We start from the raw sequence: 23762 nt of genomic DNA, 5'->3' as shown, positions 1-23762 counted from the left end.
CGATTAGGAATTTTCTTACACTGATTTTGCGCCATCAAGCGCGGGCTGCCGGTGTCTCCCCTTTAGCGAACGGTCTGACAGGCACAGTTCGTGATACCGGCCGCCAGGTAAATATAACGATAACGCCGCCCTGCCTGGCTTTGCCAGAGCATTAACCGCGGCGCAGCAGGCAGCGTAGAGCAATATTCACCCCTTTTTTTGTGCCATACACCGTTTAGAGCCTGCCCGACAGGCCCTTAAATAAAGGAAATTCATCATGAACATGCAAACGGGGTTCGCCCTGCTGCTGTGCGTATTTTGTCTGTGTATTTCGGTTTACTGCCTGGTGTCCTATCTGAAGGACCGTAAAAAACAAAAGATTCCGTTTACCTACGGACGTAAAAAATAACGTTCAGCGGATTTCGGGCAACACGAAAAATAATGCGTCCAATAATAACCGGCAGCGGTAATAAGCCGATGCGCAGCTTTTTTCTGCAGCACACACAGCAACCATCGCCTACGCCGGAGGTCCGGTCGCGCAATGGCGTCACGTTGACTTATAAAGGAAGTCACGCCATGAAAACGATTAATATTGCGCTTAACACCCGCAGCGCCTTTATCCGCGATGCGTTAGTTTACATGGTGAATGAGCTCACCCGGGATCGCCCCGGCGTCCGGGTGAACTTCTCCTCGCGCAGCGATACCCTGGCGCACGAGGACATCATTTTCGCCGACCTTCTGCCGGGGGAAATTCACCTGTGCAATACGCTGATAAAAAATCGCAAACCGGGCAGTTCGGTCATTATCCTGCATAGCTACGACGCCCTCCCGGAGCCGGCCGGCATCGTCAACTGCCTGAGGGACGTTATCTTTTTCGCCATCAAATCGGCCAGCGTGGCGCAGATGCGGGCAATTATCGAAAAGGTGCTTAAGAGCGCTGAAAATCCGCCGATTAAATTATTCAAGGACCCCGGGTTAATCTGCAACCACTGTCCGCACCAAACGCTATCGCGTTCGCAGGTCGCGGTCGCCCACGGTCTTATTCACGGGTTTGATATCGGTAAAATATCCGCCATCAATAAGGTGAGTATCAAAACGACCACCTACCATAAAAGTAAGATCATGGAAAAATACCGGCTTAATAACAACCATGATTTTTTTCAGTTTATGAATTTACTTAGAGAAAGAGGATAGCCCGCGTCATCGTCGGGGAATATTTGCGGCCCAGAGTTTAAATTTAGGAATTTATGGGGTTGCACAGGGAGGCAATTCCTAAAAAAAGCGCCGTGCGGAAAAATAGCTTCTCATGCTCGCCAGACAGCGGATAACATCAGCGCATCCCCGGTATAAAGACGCTTCACCGCGTGGTTATACAATAATAACAACGTATCTAGCGGGGAATTATTACTTCGTCACATCGCCCCTTGCGTGCCTGTTAGGGGCATCTTTTTATTTCGCCGCACCCGCGCGCTGAAAGAAATACGCGCTCCGCCAAGAGCGCGTATGCCATCGTCAGGCCTGAACGCCCTGAGGCTCCGTTTCCGGCACCTCTTCCTGCAGCTGACCCTCATTTTTTGACAGCATCGCCGTCGCAATACCGTTGCCCAGCACGTTAATAGCGGAGCGCCCCATATCGAGGAAATGGTCGATCCCCATCAGCAGCAAAATCCCGGCGACCGGAATATTGAAGCTGGGGATCGTCGCGGCCAGCACCACCAGCGCCGAACGCGGCACCCCGGCAATCCCCTTCGAAGCCAGCATCAGCGTCAGCATCATCACCGTAATTTCGCTGAAGCTGAGGTGAATGTTATACGCCTGAGCGATAAACAGGGAGGCAAAGGAGCAGTAGACCATCGAACCGACCAGGTTAAAGGAGTAGCCGATAGGCAAAACGAAGGAGACGATATTACGCGAGCAGCCGAAGCTGACCAGCCGCTCCAGCGTCTTCGGATAGGCCGCTTCCGAGCTGCTGGTGGTAAAGGCGACCAGCACCGGATCTTTCAGCATATTGAGCAGGCGGAAGACCTCTTTTTTCAGCACCATATAGCCCACCGCCACCAGCACCGCGCTGGTGAGCAGTACCGCAACGTAGTAGCCGCCGATAAATGAGGCGTAGTTCAGCAGAATGCCCAGCCCCTGGGAGGCGATCACCGAGGAGATAGCGGCAAAAATCGCCAGCGGAGCCACGTACATCACGTAGCCGGTCACCTTGAGCATAATGTGGGAGACCACGTTCAGCGCGGCCACCAGCGGGGCGTTAAACTTCTCCCCCAGCGATGCCCCGGCGATACCAAAGAACATCGAGAAAACCACGATCTGCAGAATTTCGTTACTGGCCATCGCTTCGGTAATGCTGGTCGGAATGGTATGCGACAGGAACCCTTTCAGGCTCATCCCGCTGACCGCCAGCCCGGTATCCACGGACTCTTTGGGGATCGCCAGATTCAGGCCGTTGCCGGGATGCCAGAGGGTGACGATCACTAATCCCACCAGAATGGAGAGGATCGAGGAGGTGACAAACCACACCATCGCCTTACCGCCTACGCGACCGATAGTGGCGGTTTCGCCCAGCCGCATTATGCCGACGGTCAGGGTGCTGAAGACCAACGGTGCAATCACCATCTTGATCAGACGTAAAAACATATCGGTGAAGAGCGTGATGTTATCCGACCATGCCACGATGGCAGTCGGGGAGGCGTAGGCGTGAATTGCCGCGCCGGAAAGTATGCCCATCAGCATAAAGATAACGATGAAGAGCGTGAGTTTGTTTGCACTGGCCACTAAAATTACCCCTGATTTATGAACCCGTCGCGTTCAGTGCACATATATTTTTATTATCGAAGTGCACTAAAACATTCGCCGTATAAATTGAATAAAAGCCGCGTCAGTTACAACTCTTTTTTATTTTTTAAACTAAAAGTCGACAGGATGCTTGATGTGCATCAAGTGCTTAATCATGCAACTTCGCTGCATCTTCTTCGCACTTTGCCGCCGGGATGCCGCAAGAAGATGCGCCGACGGAGGGGAAGGTCAGCAGAGGCTGCGTCGATGCGCGCGGCGCAGCGGGTTGAGGAGGGAAAACGGCCGCCCGGCGGCGCCGGGAATGGCCTCTATCCAGACATATCTCAACAGTCTTTTCATAATTCCTCCATTTTTGCGGGGCGTTCCCTCACTAAACTAGTATCATTTCGCGAAACGTTTCAGGATGAGATAGCAAAATAATGAAAGGCAGTCACACACTTCGTTGGGCAACCGCCCTGGCGGTCGTCATCGTTGCCGGCGCCGCATACTGGTTTTGGCAGGGTCGTGATACGGCGGGTGAAGCGGCTCCGGCGGCGGCAGGACAAGGTGCGCCCGCTGCGGGCGGCCGTCACGGCCGCTTCGGCGCGCCCCTGGCACCGGTACAGGCGGCTACGGCCACCAGCGAATCGGTGCCGCGCTATCTCAGCGGCCTCGGCACGGTCACCGCGGCCAATACGGTCACCGTGCGCAGCCGCGTCGACGGCCAGCTGCTGGCGATCCACTTCCAGGAAGGCCAGCAGGTAAAAGCCGGCGATCTGCTGGCGGAAATCGACCCCAGCCAGTTCAAAGTCGCGCTGGCACAGGCCCAGGGCCAGCTAGCGAAAGATAAGGCGACCCTTGCCAACGCCAGGCGCGACCTCGCCCGCTATCAGCAGCTGGTCAAAAGCAACCTCGTTTCCCGTCAGGAGCTGGATACCCAGCAGTCGCTGGTCAGCGAAACCAACGGCACGATTAAAGCCGATGAAGCGGCGGTGGCCAGCGCCCAGCTGCAGCTCAACTGGAGCCGCATCGTCGCGCCCATCGACGGGCGCGTCGGCTTAAAGCAGGTGGATATCGGCAACCAGATCGCCAGCGGCGATACCACCGGCATTGTGGTATTAACGCAAACCCAGCCGATCGATTTAGTCTTCACGCTGCCGGAAAATGACATCGCGGCGGTGGTTCAGGCGCAGAAGGCGGGTAAAGTCCTGCCGGTTGAGGCCTGGGACCGCACCAACAAGCAGAAAATCGCCAGCGGCGCGCTGCTCAGCCTGGATAACCAGATTGACGCCACCACCGGCACCATTAAGCTGAAAGCCCGCTTCAGCAACCAGGACGATGCGCTGTTCCCCAACCAGTTCGTTAACGCCCGCATGCTGGTGGATACCGAGCACAATGCGGTGGTGATCCCTGCCGCCGCCCTGCAGATGGGCAACGAGGGTCACTTCGTGTGGGTGCTGAACGCCGACAACAAGGTCAGCAAACATACGGTGACGCCGGGTATTCAGGATAGCCTGAAGGTGGTCATTAGCGCCGGGCTTTCCGCCGGCGATCGCGTGGTCACCGACGGTATCGATCGCCTGACCGAAGGCGCGAAGGTTGAAGTGGTCGAGCCGCACAGCGCATCCGCCGCCGCGCCGGAAAAAGCCACCAGCCGCGAATACGGCAAAAAAGGAGCGCGCTCCTGATGCAAGTTCTACCGCCGAGCAGTACGGGCGGCCCTTCCCGTCTCTTTATCATGCGCCCGGTGGCCACCACGCTGCTGATGGTGGCTATTCTGCTGGCCGGGATTATCGGCTACCGCTTTCTGCCGGTCTCGGCGCTGCCGGAAGTGGATTATCCGACCATTCAGGTAATCACCCTCTACCCTGGCGCCAGCCCGGACGTGGTGACCTCCGCGATCACCGCGCCGCTGGAGCGCCAGTTTGGCCAGATGTCCGGCCTCAAGCAGATGTCGTCGCAAAGCTCGGGCGGCGCCTCGGTGGTGACCCTGCAGTTCCAGCTGACGCTGCCGCTGGACGTCGCCGAGCAGGAGGTGCAGGCGGCGATTAACGCGGCCACCAACCTGCTCCCCTCAGACCTGCCTAATCCGCCGGTCTACAGCAAGGTGAACCCGGCCGATCCGCCGATTATGACCCTCGCGGTCACCTCTTCCGCCATTCCGATGACCCAGGTGGAAGATATGGTGGAAACCCGCGTGGCGCAGAAAATCTCCCAGGTCTCCGGCGTCGGCCTGGTGACCCTCGCCGGCGGCCAGCGTCCGGCGGTGCGCGTGAAGCTCAACGCGCAGGCGATTGCCGCCCTCGGATTGACCAGTGAAACCATCCGCACCGCCATCACCAGCGCCAACGTCAACTCGGCGAAAGGCAGCCTCGACGGCCCGTCGCGGGCGGTGACGCTCTCCGCGAACGACCAGATGCAGTCGGCGGAAGAGTATCGCCGGCTGATCGTCGCTTACCAGAACGGCGCGCCGATTCGCCTCGGCGACGTCGCCACCATCGAGCAGGGTGCGGAAAACAGCTGGCTCGGCGCGTGGGCGAACAACCAGCGGGCGATCGTCATGAACGTTCAGCGCCAGCCGGGAGCGAATATTATCGCCACCGCCGACAGCGTGCGCCAGATGCTGCCGCAGCTGACCGAAAGCCTGCCGAAATCGGTCAAGGTGCAGGTCCTTTCCGATCGCACCAACAACATTCGCGCCTCGGTGAGCGATACGCAGTTTGAGCTGATGCTGGCAATCGCCCTGGTGGTGATGATCATCTACCTGTTCCTGCGCAACGTCCCGGCAACCATTATCCCCGGCGTCGCCGTGCCGCTCTCGCTGGTGGGCACCTTTGCGGTGATGGTGTTTCTCGACTTCTCGATTAACAACCTGACGCTGATGGCCCTGACCATCGCCACCGGCTTCGTGGTCGATGACGCCATCGTGGTTATCGAAAACATCTCGCGCTATATCGAAAAGGGCGAAAAACCGCTGACCGCCGCGCTCAAGGGCGCCGGCGAGATCGGCTTTACCATCATCTCGCTGACCTTCTCGCTGATCGCGGTGCTGATCCCGCTGCTGTTTATGGGCGATATCGTCGGCAGATTATTCCGCGAATTTGCCGTCACCCTGGCGGTGGCGATCCTGATCTCCGCCGTGGTGTCGCTAACCCTGACGCCGATGATGTGCGCGCGGATGCTGAGCCATGAATCGCTGCGCAAGCAAAACCGCTTCTCCCGCGCCAGCGAACGCTTCTTCGATCGAGTAATTGCCGCCTACGGCCGCCTGCTGAGCCGGGTGCTGAACCACCCGTGGCTGACCCTCAGCGTGGCGCTGGGCACCCTGGCGCTGTCGATTATGCTGTGGGTGTTTATCCCGAAAGGCTTCTTCCCGATCCAGGACAACGGCATTATTCAGGGCACGCTGCAGGCCCCGCAGTCGGCCTCTTTTGCCAGCATGGCCCAGCGCCAGCAGCAGGTCTCGGCGCTGATCCTCAAGGACCCGGCCGTGGAGAGCCTGACGTCGTTCGTGGGCGTCGACGGCACCAACCCGGCGCTGAACAGCGCCCGGCTGCAGATCAACCTCAAGCCGCTGAGCGAGCGCGACGACCGCGTCCAGACGGTTATCTCTCGCCTGCAGCGCTCGGTGGACGGCATTCCGGGCATCGCGCTCTATTTGCAGCCCACCCAGGATTTGACCATCGATACCACCGTCAGCCGCACGCAGTACCAGTTCACGCTGCAGGCCAACTCGCTGGATGCGCTCAGCAACTGGGTTCCGCAGCTGCTGACCCGCCTGCAGGCGCTGCCGCAGCTCTCCGACGTCAGCAGCGACTGGCAGGATAAAGGCCTGGCGGCCTACATCAACGTCGACCGCGACAGCGCCAGCCGCCTTGGGATCAGCATGGCCGATGTCGACAATGCGCTGTACAACGCCTTTGGTCAGCGCCTGATCTCAACCATCTATACCCAGGCCAACCAGTATCGGGTAGTGCTGGAGCATGACACCCAGGCCACGCCGGGACTCGCCGCGCTCGACGGCATTCGCCTCACCAGCAGCGATGGCGGCATAGTGCCGCTGAAGTCAATCGCCACCGTTGAGCAGCGCTTTGCCCCGCTGTCGATCAACCACCTCGACCAGTTCCCGGTGACCACCATCTCGTTTAACGTCCCGGACGGCTACTCCCTCGGCGATGCGGTGGAGGCGATTCAGACCGCCGAGCAGGCGCTGGAGTTCCCCACCGATATCCGCACCGAGTTCCAGGGCAGCACTCTTGCCTTCCAGTCGGCGCTGGGGAATACCGTCTGGCTGGTGGTCGCTGCGGTGGTGGCGATGTATATCGTCCTCGGCGTGCTGTATGAGAGCTTTATCCATCCGATCACCATTCTCTCCACCCTGCCGACCGCCGGCGTCGGCGCCCTGCTGGCTCTGTGGCTGGCCGGCAGCGAGCTGGACGTGATCGCCATTATCGGCATCATCCTGCTGATTGGTATCGTCAAGAAAAACGCCATCATGATGATCGACTTTGCCCTCGCCGCCGAGCGCGAACAGGGCATGCCGCCGCGCGAGGCCATTTATCAGGCCTGCCTGCTGCGTTTTCGCCCCATTCTGATGACCACCCTGGCGGCGCTGCTCGGCGCGCTGCCGCTGATGCTGAGCACCGGCGTCGGCGCGGAGCTGCGGCGTCCGCTGGGGATCGGCATGGTCGGGGGCCTGATGCTCAGCCAGGTGCTGACGCTGTTTACCACCCCGGTCATCTATCTGCTGTTCGACCGCCTGTCGCTGTACCTCAAAAGCCGCTTCCCACGGCGTGAGGAGGAGGCGTAAATGAAGTTTTTCGCTCTCTTCATTTACCGCCCGGTGGCGACGATTTTGATTTCGCTGGCCATCACCCTGTGCGGCATTCTCGGCTTCCGCCTGCTGCCGGTCGCCCCGCTGCCGCAGGTGGATTTCCCGGTAATCATGATCAGCGCCTCGCTGCCCGGCGCCTCGCCGGAAACCATGGCCTCGTCGGTGGCGACGCCGCTGGAGCGCTCCCTCGGGCGCATTGCCGGGGTCAATGAGATGACCTCCTCCAGCTCGCTGGGCAGCACGCGCATTATTATGGAGTTCAACTTCGACCGCGATATCAACGGCGCTGCCCGCGACGTGCAGGCGGCGATCAACGCCGCGCAAAGCCTGCTGCCCAGCGGCATGCCGAGCCGTCCAACCTATCGCAAGGCCAATCCGTCCGATTCGCCGATTATGATCCTGACCCTCACCTCGGATACCTACTCCCAGGGCGAGCTGTACGATTTTGCCTCCACCCAGCTGGCGCAAACGATCGCCCAGATTGACGGCGTCGGCGACGTTGACGTCGGCGGCAGCTCCCTGCCCGCGGTGCGCGTTGACCTCAATCCTCAGGCGCTGTTTAACCAGGGCGTGTCGCTGGACGCCGTGCGCACGGCGATTGATAACGCCAACGTGCGCAGGCCGCAGGGGGCGCTGGAGGACGGCAGCCATCGCTGGCAGATCCACACCAACGATGAGCTGAAAACCGCCGCGGAGTATCAGCCCGTCATCGTGCACTACAGCAACGGCGCGGCGGTGCGTCTCGGCGACGTTGCCAACATCAGCGATTCGGTACAGGACGTGCGCAACGCCGGGATGACCAATGCCAAACCGGCAATTCTGCTGATGATCCGCAAGCTGCCGGAAGCCAATATCATCCAGACGGTGGACGGCATTCGCGCGCGCCTGCCGGATCTACAAAAAACCATCCCGGCGGCGATCGATCTGCAAATCGCCCAGGACCGCTCCCCGACGATCCGCGCCTCGCTGGAGGAGGTCGAGCAGACGCTGGTGATTTCGGTGGCGCTGGTGATCCTCGTGGTGTTCCTGTTCCTGCGCTCCGGCAGAGCCACGCTGATCCCGGCGGTGGCGGTACCGGTGTCGCTGATCGGCACCTTTGCCGCCATGTACCTCTGCGATTTTAGCCTCAACAACCTGTCGCTGATGGCGTTGACCATCGCCACCGGCTTCGTGGTGGATGACGCCATCGTGGTGCTGGAGAATATCTCCCGCCACCTTGAGGCGGGGATGAAGCCGCTGCAGGCGGCGCTGCAGGGAAGCCGGGAGGTGGGCTTTACGGTGCTGTCGATGAGCCTGTCGCTGGTGGCAGTCTTTTTACCGCTGCTGCTGATGGGTGGCCTGCCGGGGCGCCTGCTGCGCGAGTTCGCGGTCACCCTGTCGGTGGCGATTGGTATATCGCTGGCGGTGTCATTAACCCTGACGCCGATGATGTGCGGCTGGCTGCTGAAGAGCGGCAAGCCGCACGAGCCTACGCGCAACCGCGGCTTTGGCCGCCTGCTGGTGGCCGTCCAGGGCGGCTACGGCAAATCGCTGAAGTGGGTGCTGAGGCACAGCCGAATGACCGGCCTCGTCCTGCTGGGCACGATTGCCCTTAGCATCTGGCTCTATATCTCGATTCCGAAAACCTTCTTCCCGGAGCAGGATACCGGCGTGCTGATGGGCGGCATTCAGGCGGACCAGAGCATCTCTTTCCAGGCGATGCGCGGCAAGCTGCAGGACTTTATGAAAATCATTCGGGAAGACCCGGCGGTGGATAACGTTACCGGGTTCACCGGCGGCTCGCGGGTCAACAGCGGGATGATGTTTATCACCCTTAAATCCCGCGACCAGCGCCACGAAACGGCGCAGCAGATCATTGACCGGCTGCGGAAAAAGCTGGCGAAGGAGCCGGGGGCGAACCTGTTCCTGATGGCGGTGCAGGATATCCGCGTCGGCGGACGCCAGTCCAACGCCAGCTACCAGTACACCCTGCTGTCGGACGACCTGGCGGCGCTGCGTGAGTGGGAGCCCAAAATTCGCAAAGCGCTGGCGGCGCTGCCCGAGCTGGCTGACGTCAACTCTGACCAGCAGGACAACGGCGCGGAGATGAACCTGCTCTACGATCGCGATACCATGTCGCGCCTCGGCATCAGCGTGCAGGACGCCAACAGCCTGCTCAACAACGCCTTCGGCCAGCGGCAGATCTCCACCATCTACCAGCCCCTCAACCAGTACAAGGTGGTGATGGAGGTTGACCCGGTCTATACCCAGGACGTCAGCGCGCTGGATAAGATGTTTGTTATCAACAGCGAAGGCAAACCGATCCCGCTCTCCTACTTCGCCAAATGGCAGCCGGCTAACGCCCCGCTGTCGGTGAACCATCAGGGACTTTCGGCGGCTTCCACCGTCTCCTTTAACCTGCCGACCGGTAAATCCCTGTCGGAGGCCAGCGAGGCCATCAACCGCGCCATGACCCAGCTCGGGGTGCCCTCCAGCGTGCGCGGCTCGTTTGCCGGAACCGCGCAGGTTTTCCAGCAGACCATGAATTCGCAGATCGTGTTGATTCTGGCGGCGATTGCAACGGTCTATATCGTGCTGGGGATCCTCTACGAAAGCTACGTGCATCCGCTGACAATCCTCTCCACCCTCCCCTCGGCGGGAGTCGGGGCGCTGCTGGCGCTGGAGCTGTTCGGCGCGCCGTTCAGCCTCATCGCGCTGATCGGAATTATGCTATTAATTGGAATAGTGAAGAAAAACGCCATCATGATGGTCGACTTCGCGCTGGAGGCGCAGCGTAACGGCAACCTGCCGCCGGAAGAGGCCATTTTCCAGGCCTGCCTGCTGCGTTTTCGCCCGATTATGATGACCACCCTCGCGGCGCTGTTCGGCGCGCTGCCGCTGGTGCTATCCGGCGGCGACGGCTCGGAGCTGCGCCAGCCGCTGGGGATTACCATCGTCGGCGGCCTGGTGGTGAGCCAGCTGCTGACGCTGTACACCACGCCGGTGGTGTATCTGTTCTTCGATCGTCTGCGGCTGCGTTTTTCCCGAAAAGCCCGGCAACCGGTAAGCGAATAACATGACCGATCTCCCGTCCAGCGTACGCTGGCAGCTATGGATAGTGGCATTCGGCTTCTTTATGCAGTCGCTGGATACCACTATCGTTAATACCGCCCTCCCCTCGATGGCCAAAAGCCTCGGCGAGAGCCCGCTGCATATGCATATGGTTATCGTCTCCTACGTGCTGACGGTGGCGATTATGCTGCCCGCCAGCGGCTGGCTGGCGGACCGGGTGGGAGTGCGCAATATCTTTTTCAGCGCCATTATCCTCTTTACCCTCGGATCGCTGTTTTGCGCCCAGGCCAATACCCTCGACCAGCTGGTGCTGGCCCGGGTGCTGCAGGGCGTCGGCGGCGCCATGATGGTGCCGGTTGGCCGCCTGACGGTGATGAAAATCGTCCCCCGCTCGCAGTATATGGCGGCGATGACCTTCGTCACCCTTCCCGGCCAGGTCGGGCCGCTGCTGGGCCCGGCGCTCGGCGGCGTGCTGGTGGAATATGCCTCCTGGCACTGGATCTTTTTAATCAATATTCCGGTCGGCATTATCGGCGCTATCGCCACGCTCTCGCTGATGCCGAACTACACCCTGCAGACGCGGCGCTTTGACATGCTCGGTTTTATCCTGCTCGCCGCCGGCATGGCGACGCTGACCCTCGCCCTTGACGGCAAAAAGGGCCTCGGCATCTCTCCGCCGCTGCTGGCGGCGCTGGTGGCCATCGGCATCGCCTCCATTGGGCTCTATCTGTGGCACGCGCGGGGCAACGACGGGGCGCTGTTCAGCCTCGACCTGTTCCGCAACCGCACCTTCTCCCTCGGGCTCGGCGGCAGCTTTGCCGGGCGCATCGGCAGCGGCATGCTGCCGTTTATGACCCCGGTATTCCTGCAGATTGGCCTCGGCTTCACGCCGTTCCACGCCGGCCTGATGATGATCCCGATGGTGCTCGGCAGCATGGGCATGAAGCGCATCGTGGTACAGGTGGTGAACCGCTTTGGCTACCGCCGGGTGCTGACCGTCGCCACCCTCGGCCTCGCGCTGGTTAGCCTGCTGTTTATGGCCGTCGCGCTGGCGGGCTGGTACTGGCTGCTGCCGGTAGTGCTGTTTTTACAGGGCATGATCAACTCCAGCCGCTTCTCGTCAATGAATACCCTGACGCTGAAGGATTTGCCGGACCCGTTGGCCAGCAGCGGCAACAGCATGCTGTCGATGGTGATGCAGCTGGCGATGAGCATTGGCGTGACCATCGCCGGCATGCTGCTGGGGATGTTCGGCCAGCAGCACCTCAGCGCCGATGCGGCGACCGCGCATCAGGTCTTTCTCTACACCTATCTGAGCATGGCGGTCATTATTTCGCTGCCGGCGCTTATTTTTTCCCGCGTGCCGGATGACATCGAAGGCAATACCGTCATCGCCCGCCGCAAAAGGAGTGAACCGTGAAGTTTTGGCGTCCCGGCATTACCGGCAAACTGTTTCTCGCCATCTTCGCCACCTGTATCGTGCTGCTGATCAGCATGCACTGGGCGGTGCGGATCAGCTTTGAGCGCGGATTTATCGACTACATTAAGCGCGGCAACGAGCAGCGGCTGACGATGCTCGGCGACGCCCTCAGCGAGCAGTATGCCCAGCACGGCAGCTGGAAGTTCCTGCGCAACAACGACCGCTTTATTTTCCAGCTGCTGCGCACCTTTGAACGCGACAACGACGACCGCTCCCCCGCCGGCCACGGCCAGGGACCCGGGCCTGACGGAGCGCGCGGGCCAGGCCCCGGCTCGGACCGCGGACCGCCGCCGGATGACGGGCCGCGCGGTCCCGGGCCGGATATTCCGCCGCACGGCTGGCGGACGATGTTCTGGGTGGTGGATCAGAATGGCCGGGTGCTGGTCGGCCCGCGCGAGCCGGTGCCCGAAGACGGCACCCGCCGCGAGATCCTCGTTGACGGCGCCGCGGTGGGGGCGGTCATCGCCTCGCCGGTAGAGCGCTTAACCCGCAATACCGATATCAACTTCGATCGTCAGCAGAAGCGCACCAGCTGGCTGATTGTGGCCCTGGCGACCATCCTCGCGGCGCTGGCCACCTTCCCGCTGGCGCGCGGCCTGCTGGCGCCGGTCAAGCGGCTGGTAGAGGGCACCCATCGCCTCGCGGCGGGGGATTTCTCCACCCGCGTCACCGCCAGCGGCGGCGACGAGCTTGGCCGCCTGGCGCAGGACTTTAACCAGCTCGCCAGCACCCTTGAGCGCAACCAACAGATGCGCCGCGACCTGATGGCGGACATTTCCCACGAGCTGCGCACGCCGCTGGCGGTTCTGCGCGGCGAGCTGGAGGCGATTCAGGACGGAGTGCGCAAATTCACCCCGGACTCTATTCCCTCCCTGCAGGCGGAGGTCGCTACCCTGACCAAGCTGGTTGACGATCTGCACCAGCTGTCGATGTCGGACGAGGGCGCGCTGGCCTATCAGAAAACCTCCGTGGATATCATCAACCTGCTGGAAGTCGCGGCGGGAGCCTTCCGCGAGCGCTTCGCCAGCCGCGGGCTGGAGATCGGCGTATCGCTGCCGGAAAGCGCGATGATTTTCGGCGACGGCGATCGCCTGATGCAGCTTTTCAACAACCTGCTGGAAAACAGCCTTCGCTACACCGACAGCGGCGGCAAGCTGCTGATTAGCGCCGCGCAAAGCGGTCGGATGCTGATCGTCGACTTCGCCGATAGCGCCCCTGGCGTCAGCGACGCCCAGCTGGAGCGCCTCTGTGAACGCTTCTACCGCGCGGAAGGCTCGCGCAATCGCGCCAGCGGCGGCTCCGGCCTCGGGCTGGCTATCTGCGTGAATATCGTCGCCGCCCACGGCGGCACCTTACGGGCCGGCCATTCGCCTTTTGGCGGGGTTAGCATTAAAGTAGAGTTACCTCTGGAACGCGATTTACCGAGAGACGTATGACTGAATTACCTGTTGATGAAAACACGCCGCGTATTCTTATCGTGGAAGATGAACCCAAGCTCGGCCAGCTGCTGATCGACTATCTGCTTGCCGCGGGCTACGCGCCGACGCTGATTAACCACGGCGATCGGGTGCTGCCCTACGTTCGCCAGACGCCGCCGCACCTGATCCTGCTGGATCTGATGCTGCCGGGCACCGACGGCCTGACGCTGTGCCGCGAAATTCGCCGTTTCTCCGACGTTCCGGTGGTGATGGTGACGGCCAAAATTGAGGAGATCGACCGCCTGCTGGGGCTGGAGATCGGCGCCGACGACTATATCTGCAAGCCCTACAGCCCGCGTGAAGTCGTGGCGAGGGTGAAAACCATCCTCCGCCGCTGCCGGCCGCGCCCGGAGCTGCAGGCGCTGGATGCCGACAGCCCGCTGATCGTCGATGAAGGGCGCTTTCAGGCCTCGTGGCGCGACAAGCTGCTGGACCTCACCCCCGCGGAGTTTCGCCTGCTGAAAACGCTCTCCCAGGAGCCGGGCAAAGTGTTCTCGCGCGAGCAGCTGCTGAATCATCTCTACGATGATTATCGCGTAGTCACCGACCGCACCATCGACAGCCATATTAAAAACCTGCGCCGCAAGCTGGAGTCGCTGGACGCCGAGCAGTCGTTTATCCGCGCCGTCTACGGCGTCGGCTACCGCTGGGAGGCGGACGCCTGCCGACTGGCATAGGCCGGGGCTAGCGCCATTACCCGCCTTCTGGCGGGTATTTTTTTACGCTTACAGCGCCTCCGCCGTTATGCCCTCTATAGCGCCTGAACCATCCGACCGGCGCAGGCGGCGGGAAAGGGTTTACCTGCCTGCCCCACGGCGCTACAATGCCCGCCCTTAATGTGGGGACACTCCCCAACTCGCCCACCAGCTGCGGCGAATCTGACCTGTCATCAGAACGAGAAAATCATGTTTAAACCGGAACTCCTTTCCCCGGCGGGAACGCTGAAAAATATGCGTTACGCTTTCGCCTACGGCGCAGATGCCGTTTATGCTGGCCAGCCGCGCTACTCTCTGCGCGTGCGCAACAACGAATTCAACCACGAAAACCTGCAGCTCGGCATCAACGAAGCCCATGCGCTGGGGAAAAAGTTCTACGTGGTGGTGAATATCGCGCCGCATAACGCCAAGCTGAAGACCTTTATTCGCGATCTGCAGCCGGTAGTGGAAATGGGGCCGGATGCGCTGATCATGTCCGATCCGGGCCTAATCATGCTGGTACGGGAAAACTTCCCCGAGATGCAGATCCACCTCTCGGTCCAGGCCAACGCCGTCAACTGGGCAACGGTAAAATTCTGGCAGCAGATGGGGCTCAGCCGGGTCATTCTCTCGCGCGAGCTGTCGCTGGAAGAGATCGCCGAAATTCGCAGCCAGGTGCCGGAGATGGAGCTCGAGATTTTCGTTCACGGCGCGCTGTGCATGGCCTACTCCGGCCGCTGCCTGCTCTCCGGCTATATCAACAAACGCGACCCGAACCAGGGCACCTGCACCAACGCCTGCCGCTGGGAATATAACGTCCAGGAAGGCAAGCAGGACGACGTCGGCAATATCGTGCACAAGCATGAGCCGATCCCGGTACAGAACGTTGAGCCCACTCTTGGAATTGGTGAGCCGACCGATCGGGTATTTATGATTGAAGAAGCCAAGCGTCCGGGCGAATATATGACCGCCTTCGAAGACGAGCACGGCACCTACATCATGAACTCGAAGGATCTGCGCGCCATCGCTCACGTTGAGCGCCTGAGCAAGATGGGCGTGCATTCGCTGAAAATCGAAGGCCGCACCAAGTCCTTCTACTACTGCGCCCGTACCGCGCAGGTCTACCGTAAGGCGATCGACGACGCTGCCGCCGGCAAACCGTTCGACGAAAGCCTGCTGGAAACCCTCGAAGGGCTGGCCCACCGCGGCTATACCGAAGGCTTCCTGCGTCGCCATACCCACGATGACTATCAGAACTACGAGTACGGCTACTCGCTGTCAGAGCGCCAGCAGTTTGTCGGGGAGTTTACCGGCGAACGTAACGGCCAGCTGGCGGCGGTGGCGGTGAAGAACAAATTCACCCTCGGCGACAGCCTTGAGCTGATGACGCCGCAGGGCAACGTCAACTTCACCCTCGAGCATATGGAAAATGCCAAAGGCGAAGTGATGCCGGTCGCCCCCGGCGATGGCTACACGGTCTGGCTGCCGGTACCGGAAGATATGGTGCTGCAGTACGCCCTGCTGATGCGCAACTTCACCGGCCAGAGCACCCGAAACCCGCACAGCAACTAGTTTATCAGGGTTATTTTTTCAGGATGCACGGATATTAGAAACGGATCACATACCGTTTCGCTTAAAGTCGTTATCATCCATTTCGCTGAAAAACATAACCCATAAATGCTAGCTGTACCAGGAACCACCTCCTTAGCCTGCGTAATCTCCCTTACGCGGGCTTATTTTTTTAATCCCGCCGCCCGCGCGCTATCCCCACGATTTTTCGCGTAAAATTTTCATCGCCGCCAACCTGAGATACACTGTCTGCATCTTGTGCAATGAGGCAACCATCATGTCAACGTTTCCGTCCAGCTTACTGATCCTGAATGGCAAAGGCGCTAATGAGCCGCAGCTGCGCGAAGCGATAACGCTGTTACGCGACGAAGGCGTCGATATCCACGTCCGCGTCACCTGGGAAAAAGGCGACGCCGAGCGCTTCGTCGATGAGGCCGAACGGCTTAACGTCGGCACGGTGATTGCCGGCGGCGGCGACGGCACCATCAATGAAGTCGCCACCGCGCTGGTGCAGAGTGGCAGCAAGGCGGCGCTGGGGATCATCCCCCTCGGCACCGCCAACGACTTCGCCACCAGCGTCGGCATCCCGCAGGATCTTGCCAGCGCACTCAAGCTGGCGATCGTCGGGCGCGATATCGCGATTGACGTCGCGCGGGTCAACGATAAAACCGGCTTTATCAATATGGCCACCGGCGGCTTCGGCACCCGGATCACCACCGAAACGCCGGAAAAACTCAAGGCCGCGCTGGGGGGCGTCTCCTACCTGATCCACGGCCTGATGCGCATGGATACCCTTAAGCCCGACCGCTGTGAAATTCGCGGGGAAAACTTCTCCTGGCAAGGGGACGCGCTGGTGATCGGCATCGGCAACGGACGTCAGGCCGGCGGCGGCCAGCAGCTGTGCCCGCAAGCGTTAATCAACGACGGGCTGCTGCATCTGCGCATCTTTACCGGCCAGGAGCTGCTGCCGGCGCTGTTCAGCACGCTGGCCAATCCCGACAACTCCCCTAACCTGGTGGACGGCGTGTCGTCGTGGTTTGAAATTACCGCCGCCCACGAGATGACCTTTAACCTCGACGGCGAGCCGCTGAGCGGCAAAACCTTCCGCATGGAAATTCTGCCCGGCGCCCTGCGCTGCCGGCTGCCGCCGGACTGCGCGCTGCTGAAATAATCCCCGACGCCCGGCGGCGACAGGCCGCCGGGCGTCATTCAGTACGCGGCCACCTCCCGCGCCATCTCCCGGGTATACTGCCGGCTGGCGTTGACCAGCATTTGCGTGTAGGCCGCCTGCGCCTCGCCGTTGACCAGCGCATCCACCGTCAGGGTTTCGAGGATCTGCCCGTGCTGCATCACCGCCACCTTATGACAGAGATGGGCAATCACCCCAAGGTCGTGGGTGACCATTAAATAGGTGAGCTTCGCCTCCCGCTGCAGCTCCGCCAGCAGGTTGAGGATCTCGGCCTGCACCGAAACGTCCAGCGCAGAGGTGGGCTCATCCAGCAGCAGCACCTGAGGTTCGAGGATAAGCGCCCGGGCGATCGCCACCCGCTGGCGCTGGCCGCCGGAAAGCTGGTGCGGATAGCGGTCGCGAAAGGCGCGATTTAGCCCCACCCTGTCCAGCAGCGTATTGACCCGCCGATCGCGATCGCCGATACCGTGGATCTGCAGCGGCTCCTCAAGAATATCGCCCACGGTATGCCGCGGGTGCAGCGAGCCGTAGGGATCCTGAAACACCATTTGCACCTGCCGACAGCGCTGGCGGCTGATTTTATGCTCCAGCGCGCGGCCGTCGATCGCCAGCGCCCCCTGCCAGTGGGTGAACAGCCCGGCCAGGCACTTCAGCACCGTGGTTTTGCCGGAGCCGGACTCCCCCACCAGGCCGTAGATCTCGCCGGAACGGACGTGAAAACTCACGTCATGCAGGACCTGGCTACGCTTACTGCCCTCGCCAAAGGCGAGGTTGAGGTTTTGTACGTCAATCATCAGGCTCTCCTTATTCCGTCAGCCAGCTGGCCTGGCGCTGTAGGACCGGTAGCACCGGGCGGCGACGCTGCATATCCGGCAGGGAGTTAATCAGCCCCTGCGTGTAGGGATGGCGGGCGTTATCAAGGTCTTTGGCGGCAATGGACTCCACTACCCGCCCGGCGTACATCACCAGCACCCGATCGCAGAAGCTGCGCACCAGGTTGATATCGTGACTGATAAATATCAGCCCCAGCCCGCGCGACTGCACCAGATCGTCGAGCAGGCCGAGGACCTGCAGACGCACCGAGACGTCCAGCGCCGAGGTGGGCTCATCGGCAATCACCAGCTCCGGGTCGACGATCAGCATCATGGCAATCATGATGCGCTGCCCCTGGCCGCCGGAAATTTCGTGCGGATAGAGCCGATAGACGCGCTGCGGGTCGCGGATGCGCACCACCTCCAGCATCTCCAGCGCTTTGCTTCTGGCCTCGTTTTTACGCCCCGGATGGTGGGTGAGCCAGGCTTCAGCCACCTGATCGCCGACGCACACCACCGGATTGAGCGAGTATTTCGGGTCCTGCATAATCATGGAGATGCGCTTGCCGCGCACGGCGCGCATCTGCGCCTCGCTGAGCTGCTGTAAATCAAGGTCGGCAAACTGCATCCGGCTGGCGCTAACCCGCGCCTTTTTCGGATGCAGCTGCAGCAGCGCCCGCCCGACGGTGGATTTGCCCGAGCCGGACTCGCCGACAATCGCCAGCTTCTCCCGCCCCAGCTGGAAGGAGACGCCGCGCACCGCATGGGTGACCGCGCCGCCGTTAACAAAGTCGACGCACAGGTCGCGCACGTCGAGCAGCGGTGCGCTATTCGCTACGAGGATCGAGGATGTCACGTAGGCCATCTCCTAAGAAGTTGAATGCCAGACTGTTGATCAGGATTGCCAGCCCCGGGATCGTTACTACCCACCAGCACTCCATCATGTAGGTGCGACCGCTGGAGATCATCGCCCCCCACTCCGGATCCGGCGGCTGGGCGCCGAGGCCGAGAAACCCCAGCCCGGCGGCGGTCAGGATAATTCCCGCCATATTCATGGTGATGCGGATGATCACCGATGGCAGGCACAGCGGCACAATGTGCCGCCACAGCACGCGGGTCGCAGAAGCGCCCTGTAAACGCACCGCCGAGATAAAATCGGCCTGCCGCAGAGAGAGCGTTTCCGCGCGGGCCAGACGTGCAATCGGCGGCCAGGCGGTCAGCGTAATCGCAATCACCACGTGCTCAAGGCCGGGGCCCAGCGCGGCCACAAAGGCCAGCGCCAGCACCAGGCTTGGGAAGGAGATAAAGATATCGGTGACGCGCATCAGCACCATATCCACCCTGCCGCCAAAGTAGCCGGCGCTCACCCCCAGCAGCAGCCCCAGCGGCCCAACGGTCACCGACACCAGCAGCACGATATAGAGCGTGATGCGCGAACCGTAGACCAGCCGGCTAAAGATATCGCGGCCAAACTCGTCGGTGCCGAACCAGTGCTGCGCATTGGGCGCCGCCAGCGCGTTATTGAGGTCCTGCACCAGCGGGTGATAGGGGGCAATCTGCGGCGCGAAAATCGCCACCACCAGCAGCAGGCCGATAATCCCGCCGCCGATCGCGGTGAGAGGATTGCGCGCCATCCGGCCGATAAACCCGGCGCCGCGCCTCAGCCCGCGAACTATCCGCTGGCGGCCCTCGTTCGTTCCGCCTCGCAGCGGGGTATCCAGCGAAACCGTCATGATTTGGTCCTCGGGTCAAAGAATTGGTACAGCATGTCGGAAAGCAGATTGAGCATCACGAAAATCACCCCCACCAGCAGCACGCAGCCCATCACCGCGTTCATATCCCCGAGCAGCAGGCTGCCGGTGAGATAGGAGCCGAAGCCGGGCCACGAGAAGACCGTCTCGATCAGCACCGCCCCTTCCAGCAGCGCGCCGTAGGCCAGCGCCACGACCGTCAGCAGCTGCACCAGTATGTTGCGAAAGGCGTGATGCCAGATAACCTGCCGCTCGGTGAGCCCCTTCACCCTGGCGGTGATAATGAACTCCTGCGACAGCTGGGCCAGCATAAAGCTGCGGGTCATGCGGCTGATGTAGGCCAGCGAGTGAAAGCCGAGCAGCGAAGCGGGTAAAATCAGGTGATTGATGGCGTTCCAGAATACCCGGCCATTCCCCGCCAGCAGCGCGTCAACGGTCATCAGGCCGGTGCGCCGCGGCACGATCCCGTCCAGGCCGAGATCCACCCGTCCGGCGCCGCCCACCCAGCCGAGCCAGGCGTAGAACACCAGCAGCCCGATCATCCCGACCCAGAAGATCGGCGTCGAGTAGCCGGCGAGGCTAATAATACGCACCACGTAGTCGCTGAGGCTGTTGCGCCGCGCCGCGGCCAGCACGCCCAGCGGAATACCGAGCCCGGCACCAACGATGATCGCCATCGTCGCCAGCTCCATGGTCGCCGGGAAGACGCGAATAATGTCGTCCATCACCGGTTTCCCGGTCAGCAGGGCGTTGCCCAGATCCCCGTGCAGCAGGTTGACGAAATAGATGGCAAACTGGGTGACCAGCGACTGGTCAAACCCCAGCTGGTGGTACACCTGCTGATAGGTGCCGTGGTCGGCATCCGGGCCAACAATCGCCAGCACCGGGTCGATGGGCATCACCCGTCCGATGGTGAAGGTGAGCAGCAGCAGGCCGAACAGCGTGATCGCCACCTGCAGCAGCCGTTTAGCCAAACGCCGGGCGCGGGAGCCGGGCGCGAAAAGGCGTGTACTCATCCTTTCTCTCCTTCGCTGACTTTATAGACTTCGCGTAAAAAGGTGGTGGCGGACGGATGCGGTCGATAGTCGTGCACCTCCCGACGGACCACCACCGAATCAACCATCTGTGAAAGCGGGATCAGAGCCGGGATCAGCTGGTCGTAGCGGGCCTGAATCGCCCGGTAGTCGGCAACCTGCTTCTGCGGGTCGCGTTCGAGCAGCGCGCCGTCGATCATCGCGTTGAGCTGCGGGTCGTAAAAACCGGTCCGCCAGCCCTGGAAGTTGGTCAGCCGCGCGGCGTCGCTGTTATCCGGGTTATAGACCAGCGCCCGCAGGCTGGAGTGCGGATGCGGCTCCATCCCGCTGCCGCCGCGGCCCACCAGCAGGTCGAACTGACGCTCGCGCATCGCCCCGTAGATCTGGTTGCCGGTACCGGTAATAATTTTGGCGTTAATGCCCGCCTGCATCAGCGTGGACTGCACGGCAATGGCGATATTGAGGAACGGCTGGTCGGAGAGCACCCGCAGCGTGGTAGTGAAGCCGTCGGGATAGCCCGCCTCCGCCAGCAGCTTTTTCGCCCGCGCAATATCCAGCCGGTAGCCCGGGTCCGGTAGCGTCGAGGGCATGCCGGCTTTGATCGGCCGCTGGTGCAGCACGCCGTAGCCCGGCATCAGCGCCCGGTTAATCCCCTGATAGTCAATCAGGTAGCGCAGGGCCTCGCGCACCTTAGGATTGGCGAAGTGCGCCTCCTTCATGCTCATCGCCACGTAGTACATCGTTCCGCGCTGCACCGCATCGACGCTCAGCTGCGGGTTGCTGCGCAGGGCGTTGATATCCGATACCGCCATATTGTTGGCGATGTCGAGATCGCCCTTCTCAATCATCAGGCGCAGCGTTTGCGACTCCTGAAAATGGCGCAACACCACCCGGCTCATCTTCGCCTCCCCGCGCCAGTAGTTCGGGTTGCGCTGCATGCGCAGCACCTCCTTCGCCTGCCAGGTTTCCAGCATAAACGGCCCGGACCCGGCTTCGTGGGTGGTCAGCCAGCGGTTGCCCCAGTCGTTATCCTGCGCGTGGCTTTGCACCGTTTTGCTGTCGATCACGCCAAGGTTGCCAAGCGCGCCGAGGGAGTAGAGCACCAGCTGCGGATCGTTGGCCTTCGGCAGGGTGATTTGCACCGTCACGTCGTCCAGCGCCGTCACCTGCTTATCGATATTGCTTTTGCTGAAGCCGTAGGATTTCCACACCGAGGCCTGGGCGAGGTTAAGGTGCAGGATCCGCCGCATCGACCACACCACGTCGGCCGCGGTCAGCGGATTGCCGGAGTGAAACGTCACGTTGTCGTGCAGATGGAAGGTCAGCGTCGCGCCGTCCGGGCTTATCTCCCAGGATTTAGCCAGCGCCGGACGCACGTTGGTGAGCTGCTCGGGGTCCAGTTCAACCAGTGAATCGTAAAGATTGACCACTACCCCCACCACCTCGTTGCCGGTCATGGCCGCCGGGTCGAGTGTCAGCAGGTTATTCATATTCATACCGACGATCAGCTGGTCGGGCGGCGTTTTGGCGTAGCTCGCCCCGCTCCCCAGCGTCACGGCGAGCGCGAGCAGGCACGCTCCCAGTAAGGAGGATTTCTTCATCTATCTTTCGCCTGTAGGGTACACGCCCGTCATCATTGGCGCCGCAGCGGCTGACTCAGGGCCTGTTTTATCATTGTTATCCGTTCGGCCATATCCGCTATGCCTTCAGCATGCGGACTTTTTATTAATCAGTTGTGGCTAACGGTATTGGCTTCGATATACGCAAAGTTGATGTCTTCTCCGAGGCCCGGGCGCTGTGACAAATGCACAAAGCCCTGCTCATCCATCGGGTCAACGATGCTGTTGAGATAGGCGGCCGGCGTGTCGTAATCGAGGAACGGGTGCAGCAGACCGCGCTCGTACCAGCGGCAGTTGCGGATCGCCCCCACCACCGCCAGGCTCGCCGCCCCGTTGCCATGAACCTCACAGTCCATGCCGAAAGACTCCGCCAGCGCCGCCACCTTCATGGTGGGCGTAATCCCGCCGACGCCGTTGGCCCCGGCGCGTAAAATATCGCAGGCTCCGGCCTTCACCCATTCAGCGCGCATATGATGCTTGCCGCCGAAGCTCTCCGGGCCGACGATCGGAATGGTCAGGTTTTCCGCCAGCCAGGCGTAGGACGACATCGAATCCTCCTCCATCGGCTCTTCAAACCAGGCGAAGTCGAGCTTTTCCAGCTCTTTGCCAATCCACAGCGCCTCGGCGCGGCTGTACCAGTGGTAGCCGTCAATCATCAGCTCAACGTCCGGGCCAACCGCTTCACGTACCGCGGCGCAGGCTTTGATATCCATCTTCGGATTCGGCGCAAAGGCGATCGGTGGCATCCAGGTGTGCAGCTTGATGGCCCTGTAGCCGCGCGCCACCAGCTTTTCGGCAAACGCCGCGAACTCGTCCGGCGTCGACAGGCCGCCGGGCAGATCGTCCCCGCACATGGTGCTGCCGTAGGCCGGCACCTTATCGCGATAGCCGCCCAGCAGCTTATAGACCGGCATATTGAGCCTGCGGCCCAGCAGATCCCACAGCGCCTGCTCAACAAACGACAGCGCGCGTTCGGTCAGCTGGTGGGCGCTGCCGCGCTGCCAGTGGTTAAGATCCTGCCAGATGCGCTCGCGATTAAAGGGGTCCTGCCCCACCAGTACCTTGCGGAAAAAGGTGTCCACCACAAACGGGCGCACCACTTCCGGCGGCGCGAAGGCGTAGCCCTGGGTGCCGTCATCGGCGGTGATGGTCAGCATCGCCATTTTCGCCAGCCCTTCCGCTCCCGGGTGGGAGTGCCCGGCGCTATCGGCAACCCGCCGGGTGGGATAGTGAAAAACGGTGACGTTTACAGATTCAATTTTCATTCTTTGTCCTTAGTACGATGCACCTGAACCCATATGGCCAAAATTCGCCCAACTGATAAGCATGGTGAATGAGTTCATATAATTGAAAAAGCGTTTCAATTATTAATCTAAGCACAAATCATTAACACTGCCTCGGACAAATTCCGCTATGCAACGACCGAATTTTGGGCATCGGCACGACAGGACGTGATTGTTTTCACAAAAGGGAGAGGAAATGTGAAGGCG

17 protein-coding genes are annotated in these 23762 nt (G+C 61.2%); 10 read left to right on the top strand and 7 right to left on the bottom strand.

Features of this window, described 5'->3' with window-relative positions; genetic code table 11:
* Positions 1–256 precede the first annotated feature (256 nt).
* Positions 257–388, top strand: a complete 132-nt coding sequence (locus HCK03_RS08385) for a small membrane protein (protein WP_141334811.1) — start codon at positions 257–259, stop codon at positions 386–388.
* 167 nt (positions 389–555) lie between these two features.
* Positions 556–1173: a helix-turn-helix domain-containing protein gene (locus HCK03_RS08380; protein ID WP_135184254.1), complete on the top strand. Its 618-nt coding sequence runs from the start codon at positions 556–558 to the stop codon at positions 1171–1173.
* 318 nt (positions 1174–1491) lie between these two features.
* Here the strand turns inward: HCK03_RS08380 and HCK03_RS08375 are convergent, their stop codons facing one another.
* Entirely contained in the window at positions 1492–2718 is a 1227-nt protein-coding gene (locus HCK03_RS08375; RefSeq protein WP_266096259.1) for a dicarboxylate/amino acid:cation symporter, read from the bottom strand.
* A gap of 482 nt (positions 2719–3200) precedes the next feature.
* Here HCK03_RS08375 and HCK03_RS08370 point away from each other — a divergent pair, with 482 nt between their 5' ends.
* From HCK03_RS08370 to yegS, 8 genes are all read left to right on the top strand, one after another.
* On the top strand, positions 3201–4448 hold the full coding sequence (locus HCK03_RS08370; protein WP_167691393.1) for an MdtA/MuxA family multidrug efflux RND transporter periplasmic adaptor subunit: 1248 nt from the start codon (positions 3201–3203) through the stop codon (positions 4446–4448).
* Positions 4448–7570, top strand: a complete 3123-nt coding sequence (locus HCK03_RS08365; protein WP_041146405.1) for an MdtB/MuxB family multidrug efflux RND transporter permease subunit — start codon at positions 4448–4450, stop codon at positions 7568–7570. Before HCK03_RS08370 ends, HCK03_RS08365 begins: the two co-directional genes overlap by 1 nt.
* Positions 7571–10648, top strand: a complete 3078-nt coding sequence (mdtC, locus tag HCK03_RS08360) for a multidrug efflux RND transporter permease subunit MdtC (RefSeq protein WP_167691392.1) — start codon at positions 7571–7573, stop codon at positions 10646–10648.
* Between the two features lies 1 nt (position 10649).
* A complete protein-coding gene (mdtD, locus tag HCK03_RS08355; RefSeq protein ID WP_167691391.1) occupies positions 10650–12065 on the top strand; it encodes an MFS transporter in 1416 nt (471 codons plus the stop codon).
* Positions 12062–13561: an envelope stress sensor histidine kinase BaeS gene (gene baeS, locus HCK03_RS08350; RefSeq protein WP_041146408.1), complete on the top strand. Its 1500-nt coding sequence runs from the start codon at positions 12062–12064 to the stop codon at positions 13559–13561. The genes mdtD and baeS overlap by 4 nt, the downstream gene beginning before the upstream one ends.
* Positions 13558–14280: an envelope stress response regulator BaeR gene (gene baeR, locus HCK03_RS08345; protein WP_045855766.1), complete on the top strand. Its 723-nt coding sequence runs from the start codon at positions 13558–13560 to the stop codon at positions 14278–14280. Before baeS ends, baeR begins: the two co-directional genes overlap by 4 nt.
* A gap of 228 nt (positions 14281–14508) precedes the next feature.
* Positions 14509–15870, top strand: a complete 1362-nt coding sequence (trhP, locus tag HCK03_RS08340) for a prephenate-dependent tRNA uridine(34) hydroxylase TrhP (protein ID WP_115192257.1) — start codon at positions 14509–14511, stop codon at positions 15868–15870.
* Positions 15871–16144: 274 nt separating this feature from the next.
* Positions 16145–17038 (top strand): lipid kinase YegS, encoded by an 894-nt coding sequence (gene yegS, locus HCK03_RS08335; RefSeq protein ID WP_041146411.1) that lies wholly within the window; start codon positions 16145–16147, stop codon positions 17036–17038.
* A gap of 38 nt (positions 17039–17076) precedes the next feature.
* On the opposite strand, the gene HCK03_RS08330 is transcribed toward yegS, so the two are convergent.
* From HCK03_RS08330 to HCK03_RS08305, 6 genes are all read right to left on the bottom strand, one after another.
* Entirely contained in the window at positions 17077–17850 is a 774-nt protein-coding gene (locus tag HCK03_RS08330) for an ABC transporter ATP-binding protein (protein WP_143717269.1), read from the bottom strand.
* A 10-nt stretch (positions 17851–17860) separates the two neighbouring features.
* A complete protein-coding gene (locus HCK03_RS08325; protein ID WP_045856425.1) occupies positions 17861–18724 on the bottom strand; it encodes an ABC transporter ATP-binding protein in 864 nt (287 codons plus the stop codon).
* Positions 18696–19601, bottom strand: a complete 906-nt coding sequence (locus HCK03_RS08320; RefSeq protein WP_041146413.1) for an ABC transporter permease — start codon at positions 19599–19601, stop codon at positions 18696–18698. The genes HCK03_RS08325 and HCK03_RS08320 overlap by 29 nt, the downstream gene beginning before the upstream one ends.
* The gene (locus HCK03_RS08315) at positions 19598–20635 is read right to left on the bottom strand and encodes an ABC transporter permease (protein WP_041146414.1); all 1038 of its coding nucleotides are present in this window, start codon (positions 20633–20635) and stop codon (positions 19598–19600) included. Before HCK03_RS08315 ends, HCK03_RS08320 begins: the two co-directional genes overlap by 4 nt.
* Positions 20632–22254 (bottom strand): ABC transporter substrate-binding protein, encoded by a 1623-nt coding sequence (locus HCK03_RS08310; RefSeq protein WP_041146415.1) that lies wholly within the window; start codon positions 22252–22254, stop codon positions 20632–20634. The genes HCK03_RS08315 and HCK03_RS08310 overlap by 4 nt, the downstream gene beginning before the upstream one ends.
* Positions 22255–22382: 128 nt before the next feature.
* Entirely contained in the window at positions 22383–23537 is a 1155-nt protein-coding gene (locus HCK03_RS08305; protein ID WP_076945694.1) for a mandelate racemase family protein, read from the bottom strand.
* Between the last annotated feature and the right edge of the window lie 225 nt (positions 23538–23762).

This window comes from Klebsiella terrigena (genome assembly GCF_012029655.1).
Taxonomy (GTDB): domain Bacteria; phylum Pseudomonadota; class Gammaproteobacteria; order Enterobacterales; family Enterobacteriaceae; genus Klebsiella; species Klebsiella terrigena.
This window is presented reverse-complemented; position numbering and strand designations above follow the sequence as displayed.

Coding starts and splice junctions, on each gene's coding strand:
- HCK03_RS08385 (WP_141334811.1), top strand. CDS start 257: ATGAACATGCAAACGGGGTTCGCCCTGCTGCTGTGCGTATTTTGTCTG.
- HCK03_RS08380 (WP_135184254.1), top strand. CDS start 556: ATGAAAACGATTAATATTGCGCTTAACACCCGCAGCGCCTTTATCCGC.
- HCK03_RS08375 (WP_266096259.1), bottom strand. CDS start 2,718: ATGCTGATGGGCATACTTTCCGGCGCGGCAATTCACGCCTACGCCTCC.
- HCK03_RS08370 (WP_167691393.1), top strand. CDS start 3,201: ATGAAAGGCAGTCACACACTTCGTTGGGCAACCGCCCTGGCGGTCGTC.
- HCK03_RS08365 (WP_041146405.1), top strand. CDS start 4,448: ATGCAAGTTCTACCGCCGAGCAGTACGGGCGGCCCTTCCCGTCTCTTT.
- mdtC (WP_167691392.1), top strand. CDS start 7,571: ATGAAGTTTTTCGCTCTCTTCATTTACCGCCCGGTGGCGACGATTTTG.
- mdtD (WP_167691391.1), top strand. CDS start 10,650: ATGACCGATCTCCCGTCCAGCGTACGCTGGCAGCTATGGATAGTGGCA.
- baeR (WP_045855766.1), top strand. CDS start 13,558: ATGACTGAATTACCTGTTGATGAAAACACGCCGCGTATTCTTATCGTG.
- trhP (WP_115192257.1), top strand. CDS start 14,509: ATGTTTAAACCGGAACTCCTTTCCCCGGCGGGAACGCTGAAAAATATG.
- yegS (WP_041146411.1), top strand. CDS start 16,145: ATGTCAACGTTTCCGTCCAGCTTACTGATCCTGAATGGCAAAGGCGCT.
- HCK03_RS08330 (WP_143717269.1), bottom strand. CDS start 17,850: ATGATTGACGTACAAAACCTCAACCTCGCCTTTGGCGAGGGCAGTAAG.
- HCK03_RS08320 (WP_041146413.1), bottom strand. CDS start 19,601: ATGACGGTTTCGCTGGATACCCCGCTGCGAGGCGGAACGAACGAGGGC.
- HCK03_RS08315 (WP_041146414.1), bottom strand. CDS start 20,635: ATGAGTACACGCCTTTTCGCGCCCGGCTCCCGCGCCCGGCGTTTGGCT.
- HCK03_RS08310 (WP_041146415.1), bottom strand. CDS start 22,254: ATGAAGAAATCCTCCTTACTGGGAGCGTGCCTGCTCGCGCTCGCCGTG.
- HCK03_RS08305 (WP_076945694.1), bottom strand. CDS start 23,537: ATGAAAATTGAATCTGTAAACGTCACCGTTTTTCACTATCCCACCCGG.